Origin of the sequence: Methylophilus sp. Leaf414, from assembly GCF_001425425.1 — a bacterium.
In the GTDB taxonomy this organism is placed as follows: Bacteria; Pseudomonadota; Gammaproteobacteria; order Burkholderiales; family Methylophilaceae; genus Methylophilus.
This window is the reverse complement of sequence record NZ_LMQQ01000002.1, coordinates 295,244-310,223: the sequence shown is the minus strand read 5'-3', so window position 1 is coordinate 310,223 and position 14,980 is coordinate 295,244. Positions and strand designations below refer to the sequence as shown.

14 protein-coding genes and 3 tRNA genes are annotated in these 14,980 nt (G+C 48.5%); 3 read left to right on the top strand and 14 right to left on the bottom strand.

What is annotated here, in order from left to right:
• Nucleotides 1–73 precede the first annotated feature (73 nt).
• Entirely contained in the window at nt 74–316 is a 243-nt protein-coding gene (locus ASG24_RS05860) for a (2Fe-2S)-binding protein (RefSeq protein ID WP_055868861.1), read from the top strand.
• Here ASG24_RS05860 and ASG24_RS05855 read toward each other — a convergent pair.
• The 13 genes from ASG24_RS05855 to ASG24_RS05795 form a co-directional block, all read right to left on the bottom strand.
• A complete protein-coding gene (locus tag ASG24_RS05855) occupies nt 313–1,056 on the bottom strand; it encodes a molybdopterin-synthase adenylyltransferase MoeB (RefSeq protein WP_055868860.1) in 744 nt (247 codons plus the stop codon). The two genes, ASG24_RS05860 and ASG24_RS05855, sit on opposite strands and share 4 nt — an antisense overlap.
• A 21-nt stretch (nt 1,057–1,077) precedes the next feature.
• Nucleotides 1,078–1,842 (bottom strand): type II secretion system protein, encoded by a 765-nt coding sequence (locus ASG24_RS05850; RefSeq protein WP_235562325.1) that lies wholly within the window; start codon nt 1,840–1,842, stop codon nt 1,078–1,080.
• Complete coding sequence (locus ASG24_RS05845) at nt 1,823–2,995, bottom strand: hypothetical protein (RefSeq protein ID WP_055868859.1); 1,173 nt, start codon at nt 2,993–2,995, stop codon at nt 1,823–1,825. The genes ASG24_RS05850 and ASG24_RS05845 overlap by 20 nt, the downstream gene beginning before the upstream one ends.
• On the bottom strand, nt 2,992–3,609 hold the full coding sequence (locus tag ASG24_RS05840) for a hypothetical protein (RefSeq protein WP_055868858.1): 618 nt from the start codon (nt 3,607–3,609) through the stop codon (nt 2,992–2,994). The genes ASG24_RS05845 and ASG24_RS05840 overlap by 4 nt, the downstream gene beginning before the upstream one ends.
• Nucleotides 3,606–5,102 (bottom strand): hypothetical protein, encoded by a 1,497-nt coding sequence (locus tag ASG24_RS05835; RefSeq protein WP_156376525.1) that lies wholly within the window; start codon nt 5,100–5,102, stop codon nt 3,606–3,608. Before ASG24_RS05835 ends, ASG24_RS05840 begins: the two co-directional genes overlap by 4 nt.
• A 5-nt stretch (nt 5,103–5,107) precedes the next feature.
• Complete coding sequence (locus ASG24_RS05830; protein WP_055868856.1) at nt 5,108–6,304, bottom strand: type II secretion system F family protein; 1,197 nt, start codon at nt 6,302–6,304, stop codon at nt 5,108–5,110.
• Nucleotides 6,301–8,019 carry a GspE/PulE family protein gene (locus ASG24_RS05825; RefSeq protein WP_055868855.1) on the bottom strand — a complete coding sequence of 573 codons (1,719 nt, stop codon included), beginning with the start codon at nt 8,017–8,019 and terminating at the stop codon, nt 6,301–6,303. The genes ASG24_RS05830 and ASG24_RS05825 overlap by 4 nt, the downstream gene beginning before the upstream one ends.
• A gap of 2 nt (nt 8,020–8,021) precedes the next feature.
• Nucleotides 8,022–8,708, bottom strand: a complete 687-nt coding sequence (locus tag ASG24_RS05820) for a hypothetical protein (protein WP_055868854.1) — start codon at nt 8,706–8,708, stop codon at nt 8,022–8,024.
• Nucleotides 8,705–10,630, bottom strand: coding sequence for a pilus (MSHA type) biogenesis protein MshL (locus ASG24_RS05815; protein WP_235562324.1), 1,926 nt, complete (start codon nt 10,628–10,630; stop codon nt 8,705–8,707). Before ASG24_RS05815 ends, ASG24_RS05820 begins: the two co-directional genes overlap by 4 nt.
• A 126-nt stretch (nt 10,631–10,756) precedes the next feature.
• Entirely contained in the window at nt 10,757–11,737 is a 981-nt protein-coding gene (locus ASG24_RS05810; protein ID WP_055868853.1) for a GGDEF domain-containing protein, read from the bottom strand.
• A 142-nt stretch (nt 11,738–11,879) separates the two neighbouring features.
• Nucleotides 11,880–11,955: transfer RNA gene (locus ASG24_RS05805), tRNA-His, on the bottom strand.
• Between the two features lie 16 nt (nt 11,956–11,971).
• Nucleotides 11,972–12,048, bottom strand: a tRNA-Arg gene (locus ASG24_RS05800).
• A 37-nt stretch (nt 12,049–12,085) separates the two neighbouring features.
• A tRNA-Pro gene (locus tag ASG24_RS05795) sits at nt 12,086–12,162 on the bottom strand.
• A gap of 82 nt (nt 12,163–12,244) precedes the next feature.
• Between ASG24_RS05795 and folD the strand changes: the two genes are divergently transcribed.
• Nucleotides 12,245–13,102 (top strand): bifunctional methylenetetrahydrofolate dehydrogenase/methenyltetrahydrofolate cyclohydrolase FolD, encoded by an 858-nt coding sequence (gene folD, locus ASG24_RS05790; protein WP_055868851.1) that lies wholly within the window; start codon nt 12,245–12,247, stop codon nt 13,100–13,102.
• A gap of 139 nt (nt 13,103–13,241) precedes the next feature.
• A complete protein-coding gene (gene dksA, locus ASG24_RS05785) occupies nt 13,242–13,664 on the top strand; it encodes an RNA polymerase-binding protein DksA (protein ID WP_055830414.1) in 423 nt (140 codons plus the stop codon).
• Between the two features lie 180 nt (nt 13,665–13,844).
• Here dksA and ASG24_RS05780 read toward each other — a convergent pair whose 3' ends face one another.
• Entirely contained in the window at nt 13,845–14,966 is a 1,122-nt protein-coding gene (locus tag ASG24_RS05780; RefSeq protein ID WP_055868849.1) for a deoxyguanosinetriphosphate triphosphohydrolase, read from the bottom strand.
• Nucleotides 14,967–14,980: the final 14 nt, after the last annotated feature.

Below are 14,980 nucleotides of genomic sequence, written 5' to 3'. Positions count from 1 at the left end.
CGCTAGTCATGTGCCTGCGCTGGTATGCGGGGAACACAGGCGGTAAAATGCGGTTTTAATTCCCTGGCTGGCAATGGCTGAACTTAAACAAGACTCGCCCGATGAAGTGATGTGCAGTTGTAGTGGCACCACGCGCGGCATGATCCAGGACCTGGTTAAGCAGGGCAAGGACCTGGATGGTATTTCACGCTATTCTGGCGCGCTAAGCGGGTGCGGCGGCTGCGAGTGGGATATTGGCGAACTGGTGAAAGAATTAATGGCAGATTTGCCGGCCGCGCCAGATCAAGAAAAACCTGATCAAGAAAAACCTGATTAACCGCAGACTTTGCAGCCAGGGTCTTTGGATAACTTGATCGTACGCCATTCGGCAGATAAGGCATCCAGTAACAACAACCGGCCCTGCATGGTTTGGCCTATTTTCAATAGCACCTTAATCGCCTCAGCCGCCTGCGCAGAACCTATCATGCCAACCAAAGGAGCAAACACCCCATTATCGGCACACCTTAACTCCTGGTCATCGCCTACATCTGGATACAGGCAGTGATAACAAGGCGACTCAGCATGCCGGAAATCGAACACACTTAATTGCCCTTCAAAGCGTATGGCAGCGCCCGACACCAGTGGCGTCTTAGTGTTAAAGCATAATTGATTGAGCAGATAGCGGGTGGCGAAATTGTCTGAGCAGTCGATCACTACATCGGCAGCAGAAATACGTTCAGAAGCTTCTTGTTCAGTCATTCTCGTCAATACGGTATGGACGGTAATTTCCGGATTTAACTGTGCAATCGTCGCCTGAGCGGATAGCGCTTTATTCTGCCCCACGGCGGCTGTAGTATGAATAATCTGCCGCTGCAAATTTGTCATATCCACTTGATCAAAATCGCAAATGGTGAGCGTACCTACGCCCGCGGCTGCCAGATACATCGCCACGGGCGCACCCAGCCCACCTGCACCGATAATTAGGGCGTGACTCTGGGTCAGCGTTTCCTGACCGGCATATTCAATTTGCGGCAGCATGATGTGCCTGCTGTAGCGTAGCAATAAATTGTCTTGCATACCTTATATATCAATCCATTTTCAGGGTAGCCGTTGCGCCTGTACCATTTGCTGGATCAGCACTTTGGGTGAAAGCATGATGAGCTTGTCGTCGAACACCGCACTAGTGGTTTGTTGCTGGGCTTTATCGACAAAAGTCAGATCGCCATCCGCATTTTCCTGCTCATCAGAATGAACCGCTGCGGCCATGGCATGGCTTTGCCCGCCAGACACGGATTGTATGCCACCCAGCCCGTTTTCGCCATGCGAAAGCACGATGGCTGCCGGGCGACTGGGGATGCTAGTTGCCGCCCCGGTATCTCCCAGCACTTGTACATTGCTCGCACTTTCGGCCGCAGCGACTGAAAACCACTGCGCATGATGAGTGAAAGTACTGTCAGCGCGATAGCGAAAGTAGCGTCCCCAGGCATCGGTGGCGACCAGGCCGAGCTGCATCCATGGCAATATGCCCTCGTCGCCAACACAGCTTTGGTTAGATAATACATTTTCCCAGCCATCGGGCGGACTGTCAGTATCCGGGCATGGCAGGTAATGATGAATCACTGCATGCCCCAGCAATGCTTGCTGCGCTATCTGTAATCTCTGCTCAGTCTGCTGATATTTTTGCAGGCTATGTTGCACCCGCAACGGCGTCATTAACCAGCCCATCATCAGGCTGAGTATCACCAGCGCAATCGCCAGTTCCAGCAGACTAAAGCCGGCTTCCCCAGGCGTGGAAACAGGATTATTCTGCTTGATAACATATCGATTGGTCATAGAACCAGACTCATCGCTGGAAGCTGTCATTACTGGCTATGTCCATTGCGTTTGAATTAAGTATTTGCAATTTTTGCAACGTACTTGCCTCCAGGTAAGCGGCAATATTACTTTTGTCTAAGGTGGTGTTCCGCGATTGTGACGTTAATTTTTCACCTGCCATCACCACTGTGGCCTGAGGTGATCCCGGCTGATAAAACACCTGTTCACGCCAGCCATTTTGCTGAAACCAATGATGCCTTGCATCACCATCCAGTATATGCTGCAATGCCAAAGGCCAATGGGCAGCAGCATCCAATGGCAGTCTGCCCAATCCTGATGATGCTGGCAAACACTGCCCGGCAACCAAAGATTGCACCCCCAAACAACTGGTATCTGAAATGGCTGCAGCCGTCGGCAGCGCAGCGCAAGGGCTGGCGTTACAGCGCAAAGCGCGCTTGACCTCCGAAAGTACCTGTTGCTGCATATGCCTGTGCATGATTGTTGCAGTTACTGGCCATGTAACATCATTAAAGTTGATGGAAATTGGCGCCTGTACAAACCCCCTGAGCGAATTTTCTATTGCGTTTGCATTGTCTCCAGCGTCGGCCGTATCCAGATAATTCTTGATATCGTCAGCACTCGCGTCATTGCGTTGTTGTGCCCAGCCATCCTTGCGTACCAGTGGTTGCATAGGTGCAATAATGACGGCGGCCACTCCATTGCCCTGTGTCGCATCCCAGTTAATTTCATTTATAGAAATGACACTCCAGCTGCCTGCGGTATCAGTATTTAGCGGCAATATGCGCGGATTATTTTTATACCTCTCTGAGACTGCATACCACAGGCGCTCACCACTGCCATCCCGGATATCGCCCACACCCAGTGTCTTCCATGGCAGCCGCCCGATGCGGGAAGTGTTGCTACAACTGGTTTCTGCGAGGCCATCGTTGTTGCGGTCGGGGCAAGGTAAGTCACCGGGCCGCTGGCAATTCATTTCACACTGGGTTAGGCCAAGCGGCTGATTGGCATAAGCGAGTAATGCCTGCTGAGCCAGAGCAAGTGAAGTCATGGTTTTTTGCATCACCAGCTGCTTGGGTGGATATTTCAATGAAACCTGTATTGCAAATCCGGCTAGCCCTGACAATATCAAAAGGATGACCCATGCCGTGACGCCACGTTGAAGCTGAATTGTCTGCTTCATGACGCACTTAACAACTGCGGAAATACATCGGGAAAATTAAACCAGCGTAATTCGCATTCTGCAGCAATCAAGTCTGTAGACTCCGCAACGGACCAGGTACAGCTATGCACCAGCAACATATCAGCATATTGATGCTGTAACTGTTGTAACCAATCCAGTACTTCTGCCTCATGATTGACTGACCAGTGCATATTGACCGGTGTCACAGTCATTGATAATCCAGCAATGGTATTGCCTGGAAAAAACTGATTGCAGGCTGCATTTCCACAGGTTTTTGGAGGCTGAATGTCGAACTGCATGTGAGACAGATGTGCTTGCTGTTGCAGTGTCATCCACGCACTAACCCACAAAGCAGGGTTGGCTGCTTTACTTAATCCCTGTCGTTGCCAGCGCGCCTGGTTTGAGAAATAGAAGCTAGCTTCCCTCTGATAGGCTGCCTGCCAGTTAATTTGCTGAGCTAATGCATGTAATTGCTGCTGAAGCTCTAAAGATGTCTCGTGTACTTCGGCTTGCTTGGAAAAGATAATACCGATAGATATTGCTCCCAGAATACTCACCAGCACCCAGCCGAGCAAAAACCAGCGCAGTCCCAACCAATACGGGTTGTGTATCATGCCGCTGTCTTTTCCTGCGGACGTAACCATATATCAATAGATGGCTGATCATCGGGCCGCGATAATTGGCGAGTATCCCCCCGCTGTTCAGGTAGGCCAGAGGTGGGCGAAGAATGTATTTCTTTTAGCTCGAATACTTCAGGATGCTGGCGTAGACTCTCAATCAATAACTGCCATTCCTGGTGCGCATTTAAAGCCATGGCATTTTCCTTTTTGAAAAACAGGACCGACACTGTTTCATACCATTGGTTATCCGGCTGCACAGATTGATCAAGCATTGGCCCATAGCGCCACTCAACTTTTTTTACCTGCCAAAACTTCTGGTGGGTCATGACTCCTTGCAGCATCGCCAACGCCCTGTCCGGCAGACGTGTAGCAGTTTTAATCCGCTGTACGCCCGATGATAATGTTTGCAGACGTGGCAAATCCGCTTCAGCGAATCCCCATGCCGGCTTGGCTGCCTGCCACTGACTTATTTTTGTTCTAGTTTGCTGGATGCTGGCTTGGGTATTTTTGATGGCTTGTTGACTGAACACGCCTACGATCAGGCATACGCTGACCATCATCCCGCCCGCCACTATGATGTTGCGCTTGCCACGCTGAATACGATCACCCAACAAATTAACCTCTGGTGCAAAATTTGGCAGATGCCGTTTACGCAACACGACTTGCACAGCGGCCCATTCCACTTCATTGAATGCGTTGGGTACACGCCGGCTTGAGAGACCAATTACATCTGGAAAAGCTTTAAATGTTTGTTTAATAGCTGCAGGTAATTGCTCAGATGGTAATCCGCTGGCATTCGCACATTCACCCAACCAAACCATATGCAATGGTTCTTTTTCTTGCAGCCAATGCTGACTGATCAGATATAAGCGGGTTTGAGTGACCTCGTCATTCAACCGAGAGCGCAGCGACTCATCAATAGACAGTGTCAGCAGGCGGCTAAACAGAAGCTTTGCCTTATAGTGATAATGAATGCGCAGTTGCTGCTTTTGAAGATAAATATACAAACAATGCGTATCGGCTGATTGTGAATTTGAAATCGCACATGGAAAACATAATGCCTGGGTATATACACCTCGCACGCGCATATTTTTCTGTTGCAGCGCTTGCAGCCAATCACGTAATGGCGGGTAATGGATAGCTGAGAACAGGTAACGGTCTTCTTTCCGCACATTTTGTACAGTGTCTAATATATGTACAGCATGCAATCCCTGTGTAAACGGCCAGGCGGCTAACTTGCGTGCAAGTAATTGTTTACTCGCAGCGCCGCTGACATGTGGCAATACCTCAACATGGTAATGCTCATCAGCAATATCGGTAAGGAAATACACCGTTGCTTCTGCATGTTTTTTAAGCAAATCCAGTAGCAGTGGCTGATTTTCCGCATGCGCAGAAAACTCCGTTAGGGAGTGATATCGCCCGCCTCTGAAATGCGCCACTCGCCATTGATCATGTGTTATCAAGACAACAAGTTGCAGTTGCGCCATATCCATTACCGTAATGTCGAAAAGCTGTCATACACGGGGAGCATGACCGCGGCCATCAGAAACAGCAGCATCAACCCGAGTAACATGGTCAGAACTGGTTCCAACAGTTGCAACAGGGACTGCATGTTTGCCTGCACCTCTCTATCGTAAAAAGTCGCCTGCTGGGACAACATGCGATCCAAGGAGCCGGTAGTTTCACCAACACGGATCATGCGCACCAGCAAAGGTGGAAACCAGCCGGCCGCCGCAAAACTGGCGGCTAGCCCTTCACCACTTTGAACGCGCTGATGCACCTGACCCAAAGCCTGCGCCATCACTCGGTTGTGCAATAGTGGCTGACACCACTCAAGCGCCTGTAATAGTGGGATCCCGGTTTGGTACATCAACCCTAGAAAACGACATAACCTGGTCAGCACTAACTGATGCAGTAACCGACCTAACACAGGCATTTTTAATATTTTTTGATCGCAATAGAGTGCGAATACAGTTGAGCGTTTAACAGCGAATCGCAGGCCCAGCGCCAGCAATATCAACAAAATAAAACCGATTGCACCATAAGCGATTACCCAATCAGACAAGCCCAGCAACAAGCGGGTAGACCATGGTAATTCCTGACCTAAGCTTTGCAGGAAACCCACCATCTGCGGAACCAGGAATGTCAGCATAACGACGGCGGCCACACAGACCATCACGCATAACAACGCCGGGTAGGTAAGGCCGCGTCGCGTTTGCGACAGCAAATCGGCCTGCCACTGCAAGGTCTGTGCGAGATGTCCAAAAATTTCCGGTAGTTGCCCTGTATGCTCACCCGCAGCGACCAGGTTGCTGATGAATGCGGGGAATACATTTGGCTGCGCTTGCAACGCTTGTGACAGTAGCTTTCCGGCTTGCAATTCATGCCGTAATGCACTGAATGCCGCAGACATTAATCGGTGCTCGCATTGCCCAGCCAACTCTTCCAGCGCTTGTAATAAAGGAACACCGGCTTGCAGCAACTGCTCCATCTGAATGCAGAACTGGATCAAATGATGCGCCTTGATACGTGGTTGAAGCCAGTTGACCGGTTGCCCTATTTTGATTGTGAGTAATTCAAGTCCCTGCACTTTCAGGCTAGCTTCAAGCGCCTGCTCACTGCTGGCTTGCAGGTTTCCACGTTGCAGTCGGCCCTCTTTATCGATTGCGGTGTAGCGATAAGAAGTCATGCCTCTGCCTCTTCAAAACAGGCACTGATATCTACGACCCGCCGCAATTCCTGCAAGCTGGTTTCCCCTGACAGTACAAGTTGCAACCCTTCTTCAGCCAGTGTGGTATAGCCATACCGTCTTGCCTGTTGATGTAAATGTGGAATAGAAGCATGCCCTGCCAGCAACGCATCCAATGTGGGATGCATGGTGAGTATTTCCATGATGGCCAGCCGGCCACGGTAACCGCTCATGCGACATTGCTCGCAGCCTGCCGCCTGAAAAAGAGTCATGCTTTCTGCGGCATGCGATGGAAACAAAATTTGCAACAATGCTGCTGTCTTCGCATCAGGCAAAGTTTGCACTTTGCAATGGCGGCATAAACGCCTCAACAGGCGTTGTGCAATGACTCCAACCACGCTACCCGCCATCATGGGCGGGCTGATACCAAAGTCTGTTAACCGGGCAAAGGCTGCAATTGCATTATTCGTATGCAAGGTTGTCATGACCAGGTGGCCGGTCATTGCGGCACGGATTGCCATCGCAGCCGTTGGCTCATCACGCACTTCACCGACAAGTATGACGTCGGGATCCTGCCTCAAAATGGCCCTGATCCCACTCACAAAATCTACTTTGTTCGCTTCGTTAATCGATGTCTGTCGCATCAGCATATGCGGGTATTCCACCGGGTCTTCCAGCGTCATGATGTTTACATGCGGATGGTTGAGGTGCCCGAGCATTGAATAGAGCGTGGTGGTTTTTCCGCTACCGGTAGGGCCGGTCAGGATCAATAATCCTTCAGGTTTTTCCAGCATATTCTTGAGCAATTGCAATTGCGGCAGGCGCAAGCCCATGGTATCCAGGGGAATAATAGATTTATCCCTATCCAGAACACGCAGTACGATATTTTCACCATGTAGCGTGGGATGGCTTGACACCCTGAAATCAATCTGCCTGCCACATAAAAACAGGTTAACGCGACCATCTTGCGGGCTACGTTGTTCTGCAATATCCATCCCGGCCAGTATTTTCAGCCTCACGCACATCGCAGGCCAATAACGGTCGTGCACACTGCGAATTTGCCACAACACACCATCAATCCTATAGCGAATCCTGAGAAACGCCTGCTCGGGCTCAAAATGGATATCCGATGCACCTTGCTTAACTGCATCCACCAGCACCGCATTCACTAATCGGATGACTGGCCGTGTATCCTGCTGGGAAAGATGTTGAGCGTGTGTGGTTTCCTGTTCTATTTCATGCAAAATGGCATCCAGCGATAAACTGTGGCCATAAAATTTATCCAAGGCCTGCTCAATGTGAGCTTCAGTCGCTAACACAGATTTCAGCTGGATTTCACCGCCTACTAAATAACGTAATTGATCCAGCACCATGACGCGATTCATTTCCGCCATGGCTACGCGCAAAACCTTTTTGTCTGCAGAAATATCCAGTGGCAGCACCCGGTTCTGTTTGGCAAATGCCTCGGGTACCATAGCCAGCACTTCGTGATCTGGAATCACTTGCTGTAAATCGATACTTTCCTGCGCATGGTGCTGGGCTAGCACATCCCGGATGACGGCATCTGTCACAAAATGCAGCCGCACCAGTTGTTGTCCTAGCAACAAGCGACTTTCCTGCTGCTCTATCAAAGCGATTTCCAGCTGATCGGCAGTGATCATGCCTTTAGTCAGCATCCATTCACCCAAGCGCGCTTTGTCAGCAGTGATTAACATGGCTAATCTATTCCGCTGATGAGAGGTTCATTGAGATCAAAGTCATAGTCTGGAATTTCCAGGCGGAGCATTTCCAGATACTTTTGCTCACTTTCGGCATCGTCAAGTTGCCTGAAAGCCAGACGCAAACCTTCCATGGCTTCTACACTATGCGGGTCTGCTGTTAATAATGCTTGAAAAACTCGCTGGGCTAAACTCACATCTCCAGCTTGCAGTTGCCTCGCAGCATTGGCAATTTCATTGTTAGCCAGTGTTTCCGAAAGCGCAGGACGTTGAATGTGCAATTGCCACTGTCGTATATAACGCGGAGCGATCTTTGGTCTACCATCTTGTTCGATTGGGCTTTCCAAAGACGTAATAACAGGTAAATCCTGTTTGGCTTGTTGAAACAAGCTTTCACCATTATTTTCTTTTAATACTATCTCTGGCTTTGCCAACTCAGGAGCAATATTGTTTGCTATGCGGGGTGGCAGTCGTAAATTGGTTTTCAACTCCACATCAAAAAACAGTGTTTTCATATGCAGGCATGTCATCAAAACAATCAACCCAACACCTACCCACGACAAGGCTAATAACATTTGTTCGTCTTTGCATTTCGATGTAATCAATGCACCTCGATATGGATGACTGAAAGTCTTATCAATTGCCAGACGACCGACAAATTGAGCAAATGTCGATGCCACATTCAAGATGGCTCTCCTATGCCGAAGTCAATGTCATCCATAGGTAATGATTCTGGCAACAGCGGCTCAAACGCTTTCAGATCACCAGCCTTCACATCCGCCAGGCCGATAACGGTAGGCCTCAAAAACACCACCAGTTCTGTTTTTTTAGCTGCCTGATTTTTGCCTTTAAATGCATAGCCGACAATAGGTATATTGGCTAACCCTGGCACACGGTCGGTAAAGTCTCTTTGATCTTCCTGCATTAACCCGCCCAGGATCGCAACGTTACCGCTGGGGATATTGAGCACAGATTCCATCTCGCGCACTTGTATTTCCGGGATGCTACTGACAATACGGGTGCTGCCATTACCTAACTGAGGATTAGGGTCTTCGATATAGCGCAAGACTTTTGAGACGGTAGGTCGCACATTCAGATTGACCCGCTTTTGACTATTAATTTGAGCGGTGACCGCCATGACCAATCCTACGGGTACTGTATTGGCTGTAGTAGTCACCGCCTGCAAATTTGCACCGTTATTGCTGCTACTTTGTGAAATCTGGGATTGAATGGTGAAATAAACCAGGTTATCCACTACCTTCAGAATAGCGGTCTGGTTGTTTAGTACCATTAATTTGGGGCTGGAAAGTACTCGCGTTTTTCCGAACTGTTCTAGCAAGGTGACACTGGCGCTTAAATTCCCAAACCGGCTAAACGGGTTGAAATAGCCAAACATAAAGGCCACGCTGCCATTATTCTGGCCGAGTGCGTTTTTACTATTATTGCTTTCGAAACTTCGGCTAATGGTATTGAATTGTGCCGCCTCGCTTCCCAATGATTGCGAAAACACAACTCCGCGCTGCTGGGCGGATGAAGACAACCGGCTCCAGTCTATGCCCATCTGAAAACTCTTACTTAATTCAACTTCGACGATTGTCGCTTCGATTAACACCTGCCTGGCCGCCACTTGCATGACGGATTCCAGATAGGATTTGACTTGTGCCTGCTGGCTATGCGAAGCACGTATAGTTAAGATCCCTGTTTCAGGATTGGCGATCAATCGAGAAGCGCGCCAACGAACATGGGCTTGCTGCGTTTTTTCCGATGTTGGTAAAACCTGAGGTAGCTGTGTATTTTGGCTTTCAATACTTTGGCGGGGTCCATCGCTGCCGTCTGAAATCTCAGGAGAAATGCTATTGAAAAAAGGTGCTGTACTTTCTAATACCTCATCCCTGGCAATAGTAGCTTTGTCTGTCTCTTCCAGTAAAATCTGTAAATTCTGTACGACACTTTCCCACAGATGATAACGGGATTGTGTTGCTACCGCCGTTCGCGAACTATTGCTATTCCCTGCCCCTGATACCTGTGATTGAGTTGATGCGTTACTATTATTTTGCGCAGAACCGCTTGCCGGCCTGCCTGCGCTATTGATTTCACTGGCAACCCCGATAAAGCCAGTCGTGTCACGCGTCATGTTTACGTAATTCAGGCGATAGCTACGTAAAACCGGCATATCCGGTGCGATCAGCCAGACGCCATTTCCCCACTCGTAATACATATCGACCTGCCTGGCGATACGCGACAAAATCGCAGGGATGGATTGTTGTATTGCATGTAACGACACCTTGCCCCTTAAACCTGGATGGATATCCATATTCAAGTGGCTTTCTCTGGCAAGCGCTTGCAATACCTCTTGCACCGGCGCTTCTTGTACGACCAGATTAACCAGCAGAGTGGGTGAAGCAGATTTTAAAGGTGGCTTGGCAATGACTTGCGCTTCAACATCCGTTGTTTCAACTTCAGGATAAACGTGAAGCCGAGTTGAATCAGGCAAGTCGGGATTGAGTTCAGGCAGGTGCAGCTCAGAATGGTGTTTAGCTTCTTGCATCCCGCGCGAGACACAGGATATCAAGCAAAAACACATCAGTAGCATGGCAGCAAGGCGCATGCTCTCCCCTTTTAAAGTTGATTATTATTAACATATATTAAATATAGTTAATAACAGATGTCAACTTTCAGGGAAGTTTATTAGTGTTTGGGATCTATATGTAAGAAAGCAAAGAAGACTAAATATTTAGAACAACTCTATATCACCCTCAATAGTGCTGTCCTGGATGTTGCCGCTTTCTACCAGTTTCTCGTAAAAGCAAATCTGGTCACGGCCATGTTCTTTAGCGTAATACAACGCTTCGTCCGCGCGTTCCAGCACAGTATTAGGAAGGATATTGAGCGCCATTTTTGAACACCCAATACTCATGGTAACCTGGCCCACCTGCGGAAATACATGTGCATTCAACGTTTCCCTGAAGCGCTCCATTAAACCAACGATATCATCCTCTTCCGCACACGAAAACACACCGACAAACTCTTCACCGCCAAAACGGAATAGTAAATCGCCTTCACGGAAAGTTTCTTGCATCAGCCTTGAAAGCAACAGCAAGACTTCATCCCCAATCAGGTGACCATAGGTATCGTTAATTTTTTTGAAAAAATCGATATCAAAAATCGCCAGGAAATGATGCAGCGGAAATTTGAATTCAGGCTTGTAATCATTGAACAAAATTTTGCTGACGCAATGATCAAAGGTTTTGCGGTTAAGCAAACCTGTCAATGCGTCGCGCTCATTCTCAATAATCAGACTGGCATAGTGGTGGAACATATCCAGACATTGCTTGATCAGGTCAACCGCTTTGCTATCCAGCGTTTCATGCTGTATCAGCAAAATGGCATGCTTGTGTGCAATGCTTTGTTGCAGGGGAAAAATATGCAGCTTTTCGTTATTCGTTTCTATGCATTCATACTGTTGCGCGCCTTTATCCATACATGCCAGCAGTAATGCATAGTTTTCGGATTCCCAACCCTCAAATGCCAGAGGTTTATCATTACTTTCAACAGCATCGATAACAGACATCAATTGGCGCCGGGATAACACTTGCATCCTGACCGGTTCACTTTGGGTGGCAAAAACATTTAACCAGTGCTGCATGAGCGATAGCAAGGCTGGATCCAGCGCAAGACTCTCCCTGACTTTGGTAAGATCAGTAAGACTCTGCATAAAATTGCTCAGATTTAGGGGAGTAGTCATGTGTTCGGCGTAGGGGTTTACGAACACTTTATCAGCAGCGATGCGCACAGTTATTGGCAAAAAGAGCCAATATTTTCAATTAATTTGGAGTTTAGATTTTGAGGAAAGAAGTTGGGGTGGCTGATGGGGCTCGAACCCACGACAACAGGAATCACAATCCTGGACTCTACCAACTGAGCTACAGCCACCATAGAGACTTTTAATTGGCCTGCCCGACAGGAATCGAACCTGTAACCCCCAGCTTAGAAGGCTGGTGCTCTATCCAGTTGAGCTACGAGCAGATAGGTGTTACATGACGATTGGGCAATCCAGAGAAACTGGTCGGCGTGGAGAGATTCGAACTCCCGACATCCTGCTCCCAAAGCAGGCGCGCTACCAGACTACGCTACACGCCGAAAGCAGGAATATAACCGATTTTCTGAAATCGTGTCAATCTTGATGTGATAAAATTCTATTTTTAACGATGATTTTTTGCTCATGAGCGCACACATTATTGATGGTAAGCAAATTGCCAGTCAACTTTTAGACGATATAAAAAGCAGCATTGACCAACGCCTGAAATCCGGTAAACGTGCGCCTTGTCTGGCGGTTGTACTGGTGGGTGATGATCCTGCTTCTGCTATATATGTGCGCAACAAACAGATTGCCTGTGAAAAAGTGGGCATTGTTTCCCAAGCGCATAAATTACCATCCAGCATTTCACAAACTGAGTTATTCAGCCTGATTCAACAATTGAATCAAGACCCCAGTACAGACGGCATTCTTGTGCAGTCCCCTCTGCCGCATCATATTGATGAAACCGCCATTCTGGCATTGATCGACCCGGCCAAAGATGTGGATGGCTTCCATCCTTATAACATTGGACTACTGGCTGTGCGTCAGCCGCAATTACGTTCGTGCACACCTTATGGCGTTATTAAAATGCTGCAAGCCAGCGGCATTAACCTGAAAGGGCTGGATGCAGTGGTGGTGGGTGTTTCCAACCACGTAGGCCGCCCGATGGGGCTTGAACTGTTACTGGCAGGATGCACGGTGACCAGTTGCCACCGACATACTAAGGACTTGGCCGCACACCTGCTGCGCGCCGATATCGTAGTCGCGGCGGCCGGGAAAGCTGGCTTGATTAAAGGCGAATGGATTAAGCCTGGCGCAATTGTGGTGGATATCGGCATTAACCGTTTACCTGATGGCAAACTTGCCGGCGACGTTGAATTTGAAGTTGCCAAGCAACGTGCTGCGTATATTACCCCAGTGCCTGGTGGCGTGGGCCCGATGACGGTTGCCACGCTGATGGAAAACACACTGAAGGCTCTGGAACTGAGAGAACAGAAGTAACCGGATGCCACGCATCGAGAAAGATACTTTGCAAGCCTATAAAATCGGTGTAAACTCGCGCGATTATTGATTAACGTAATGCAATAAAAAGCGCCCTTGAGGCAAGTAATATCAAGTAGTTTCGTCCTTTGGAACCATCATGGCAGACACCGTTAACAAATCTTTTACCCCTTACCAGCCAGCGGCCGGTGAGGAGTACATGAACAAAAAACAGCAGGAACATTTCAAAAAGATCCTGAATAACTGGAAAGCAGAACTCAGTCACGATATCGACCGCACGGTGCATACCATGCAAGATGAAGTGACCAGCTTTGCCGACCCGAATGACCGTGCCAGCCAGGAATCAGACATGGCTTTAGAGTTGCGTAACCGTGACCGCGAGCGTAAGTTGATCAAGAAGATTGACGAGACATTGCGCAATATCGAGGGTGGTGACTACGGTTATTGCGAGGGCTGTGGGATTGAAATTGGCCTTAAACGCCTGGAAGCACGTCCGACTGCAACATTATGTATTGATTGCAAAACGCTGGATGAAATGCGTGAAAGGCAAGTCGCTAAATAAATAGTGACGAGCAAAAAAGCGAGTGGTTATTGCCCACTCGCTTTTTTGTTTGTAGCTTAGCCTTTCAACTTAGGCATTTATTTGTAGCTTAGCCTTTCAACTTAGGCATTTAAATAGCGTCAAGGCTGCAACAGTTATCTCTGACTAGTCACCTAGCTGGACTTTTCCTTCAAACCAGCTTTACCAATTTTCCTCAACAGAAAAAAGTCGCTTGTGCTCGCGAATGGCATAACGGTCTGTCATGCCGGCAATGTAGTCAGCAACCGCTCGTGCCTGATCCTGTTTGGCCGCAAGCTGATGTTCATCCGGCATTAATTTGGGTGATTGCATAAAAGCGGAAAACAATTCTTCAATAATCCGTCTAGCCTTGGCGCTCATGCGGTTAACTTTGTAATGCTGGTACAAGTGCGTGCGCAAAAATTGCTTAAGTTCCAGATTCTTATCAGCTATCGCTTGACTGAACCCTACCAGATACGGCGCTTTGCGTACCTCGTCAATGGTGGCAGGATTAAGTTTTGTAATCGCCTGCTGGCTTTGTTCACACAAATCCACCACCAGCACATTAATCATGCGACGTACGGTTTCATGGATCAACCGTTTTTCTTCAATTTCGCCATACAGGTGCTTCACTTCTGCCATATTTTCGGCAAACAGCTGGATATCGGATAGCTGCTGTATTGTAATCAGGCCAGAGCGCAGGCCGTCATCTACATCATGATTGTTGTAGGCAATTTCATCGGCAAAATTGGTAACCTGGGCTTCAAGACTGGGAGATTCTTTGCGCAAAAAACGCTCACCGACATCGCCTAACTGCTCGGCATTTTTTTTGGAACAATGCTTGAGGATGCCTTCACGCACTTCAAAGGTCAGGTTTAAGCCATCAAAGCTTGCGTAGCGGTTTTCAAGTAAATCTACTACCCGTAAAGACTGCAAGTTATGCTCAAAACCACCAAAGTCACGCATACATTCATTGAGCGCATCCTGCCCGGCATGGCCAAATGGCGTATGCCCAAGATCATGCGCCAGCGCAATTGCTTCGGCCAGATCTTCATGCAAGCCCAAAGTGCGAGCAATTCCGCGCGTGAGTTGAGCGACTTCAATACTATGGGTCAGGCGGGTGCGGAACAGATCGCCTTCATGGTTTACGAACACCTGGGTTTTATATTCCAGGCGGCGAAAAGCGGTAGAGTGAATAATGCGGTCACGGTCACGCTGGAATACATTGCGCGTGGGTGACTCTTGCTCAACGACCTTGCGGCCACGCGTTTGTTCGGGATGCGCTGCAAAGCGTGTTAAGGTCATTTTAATCTTTAATC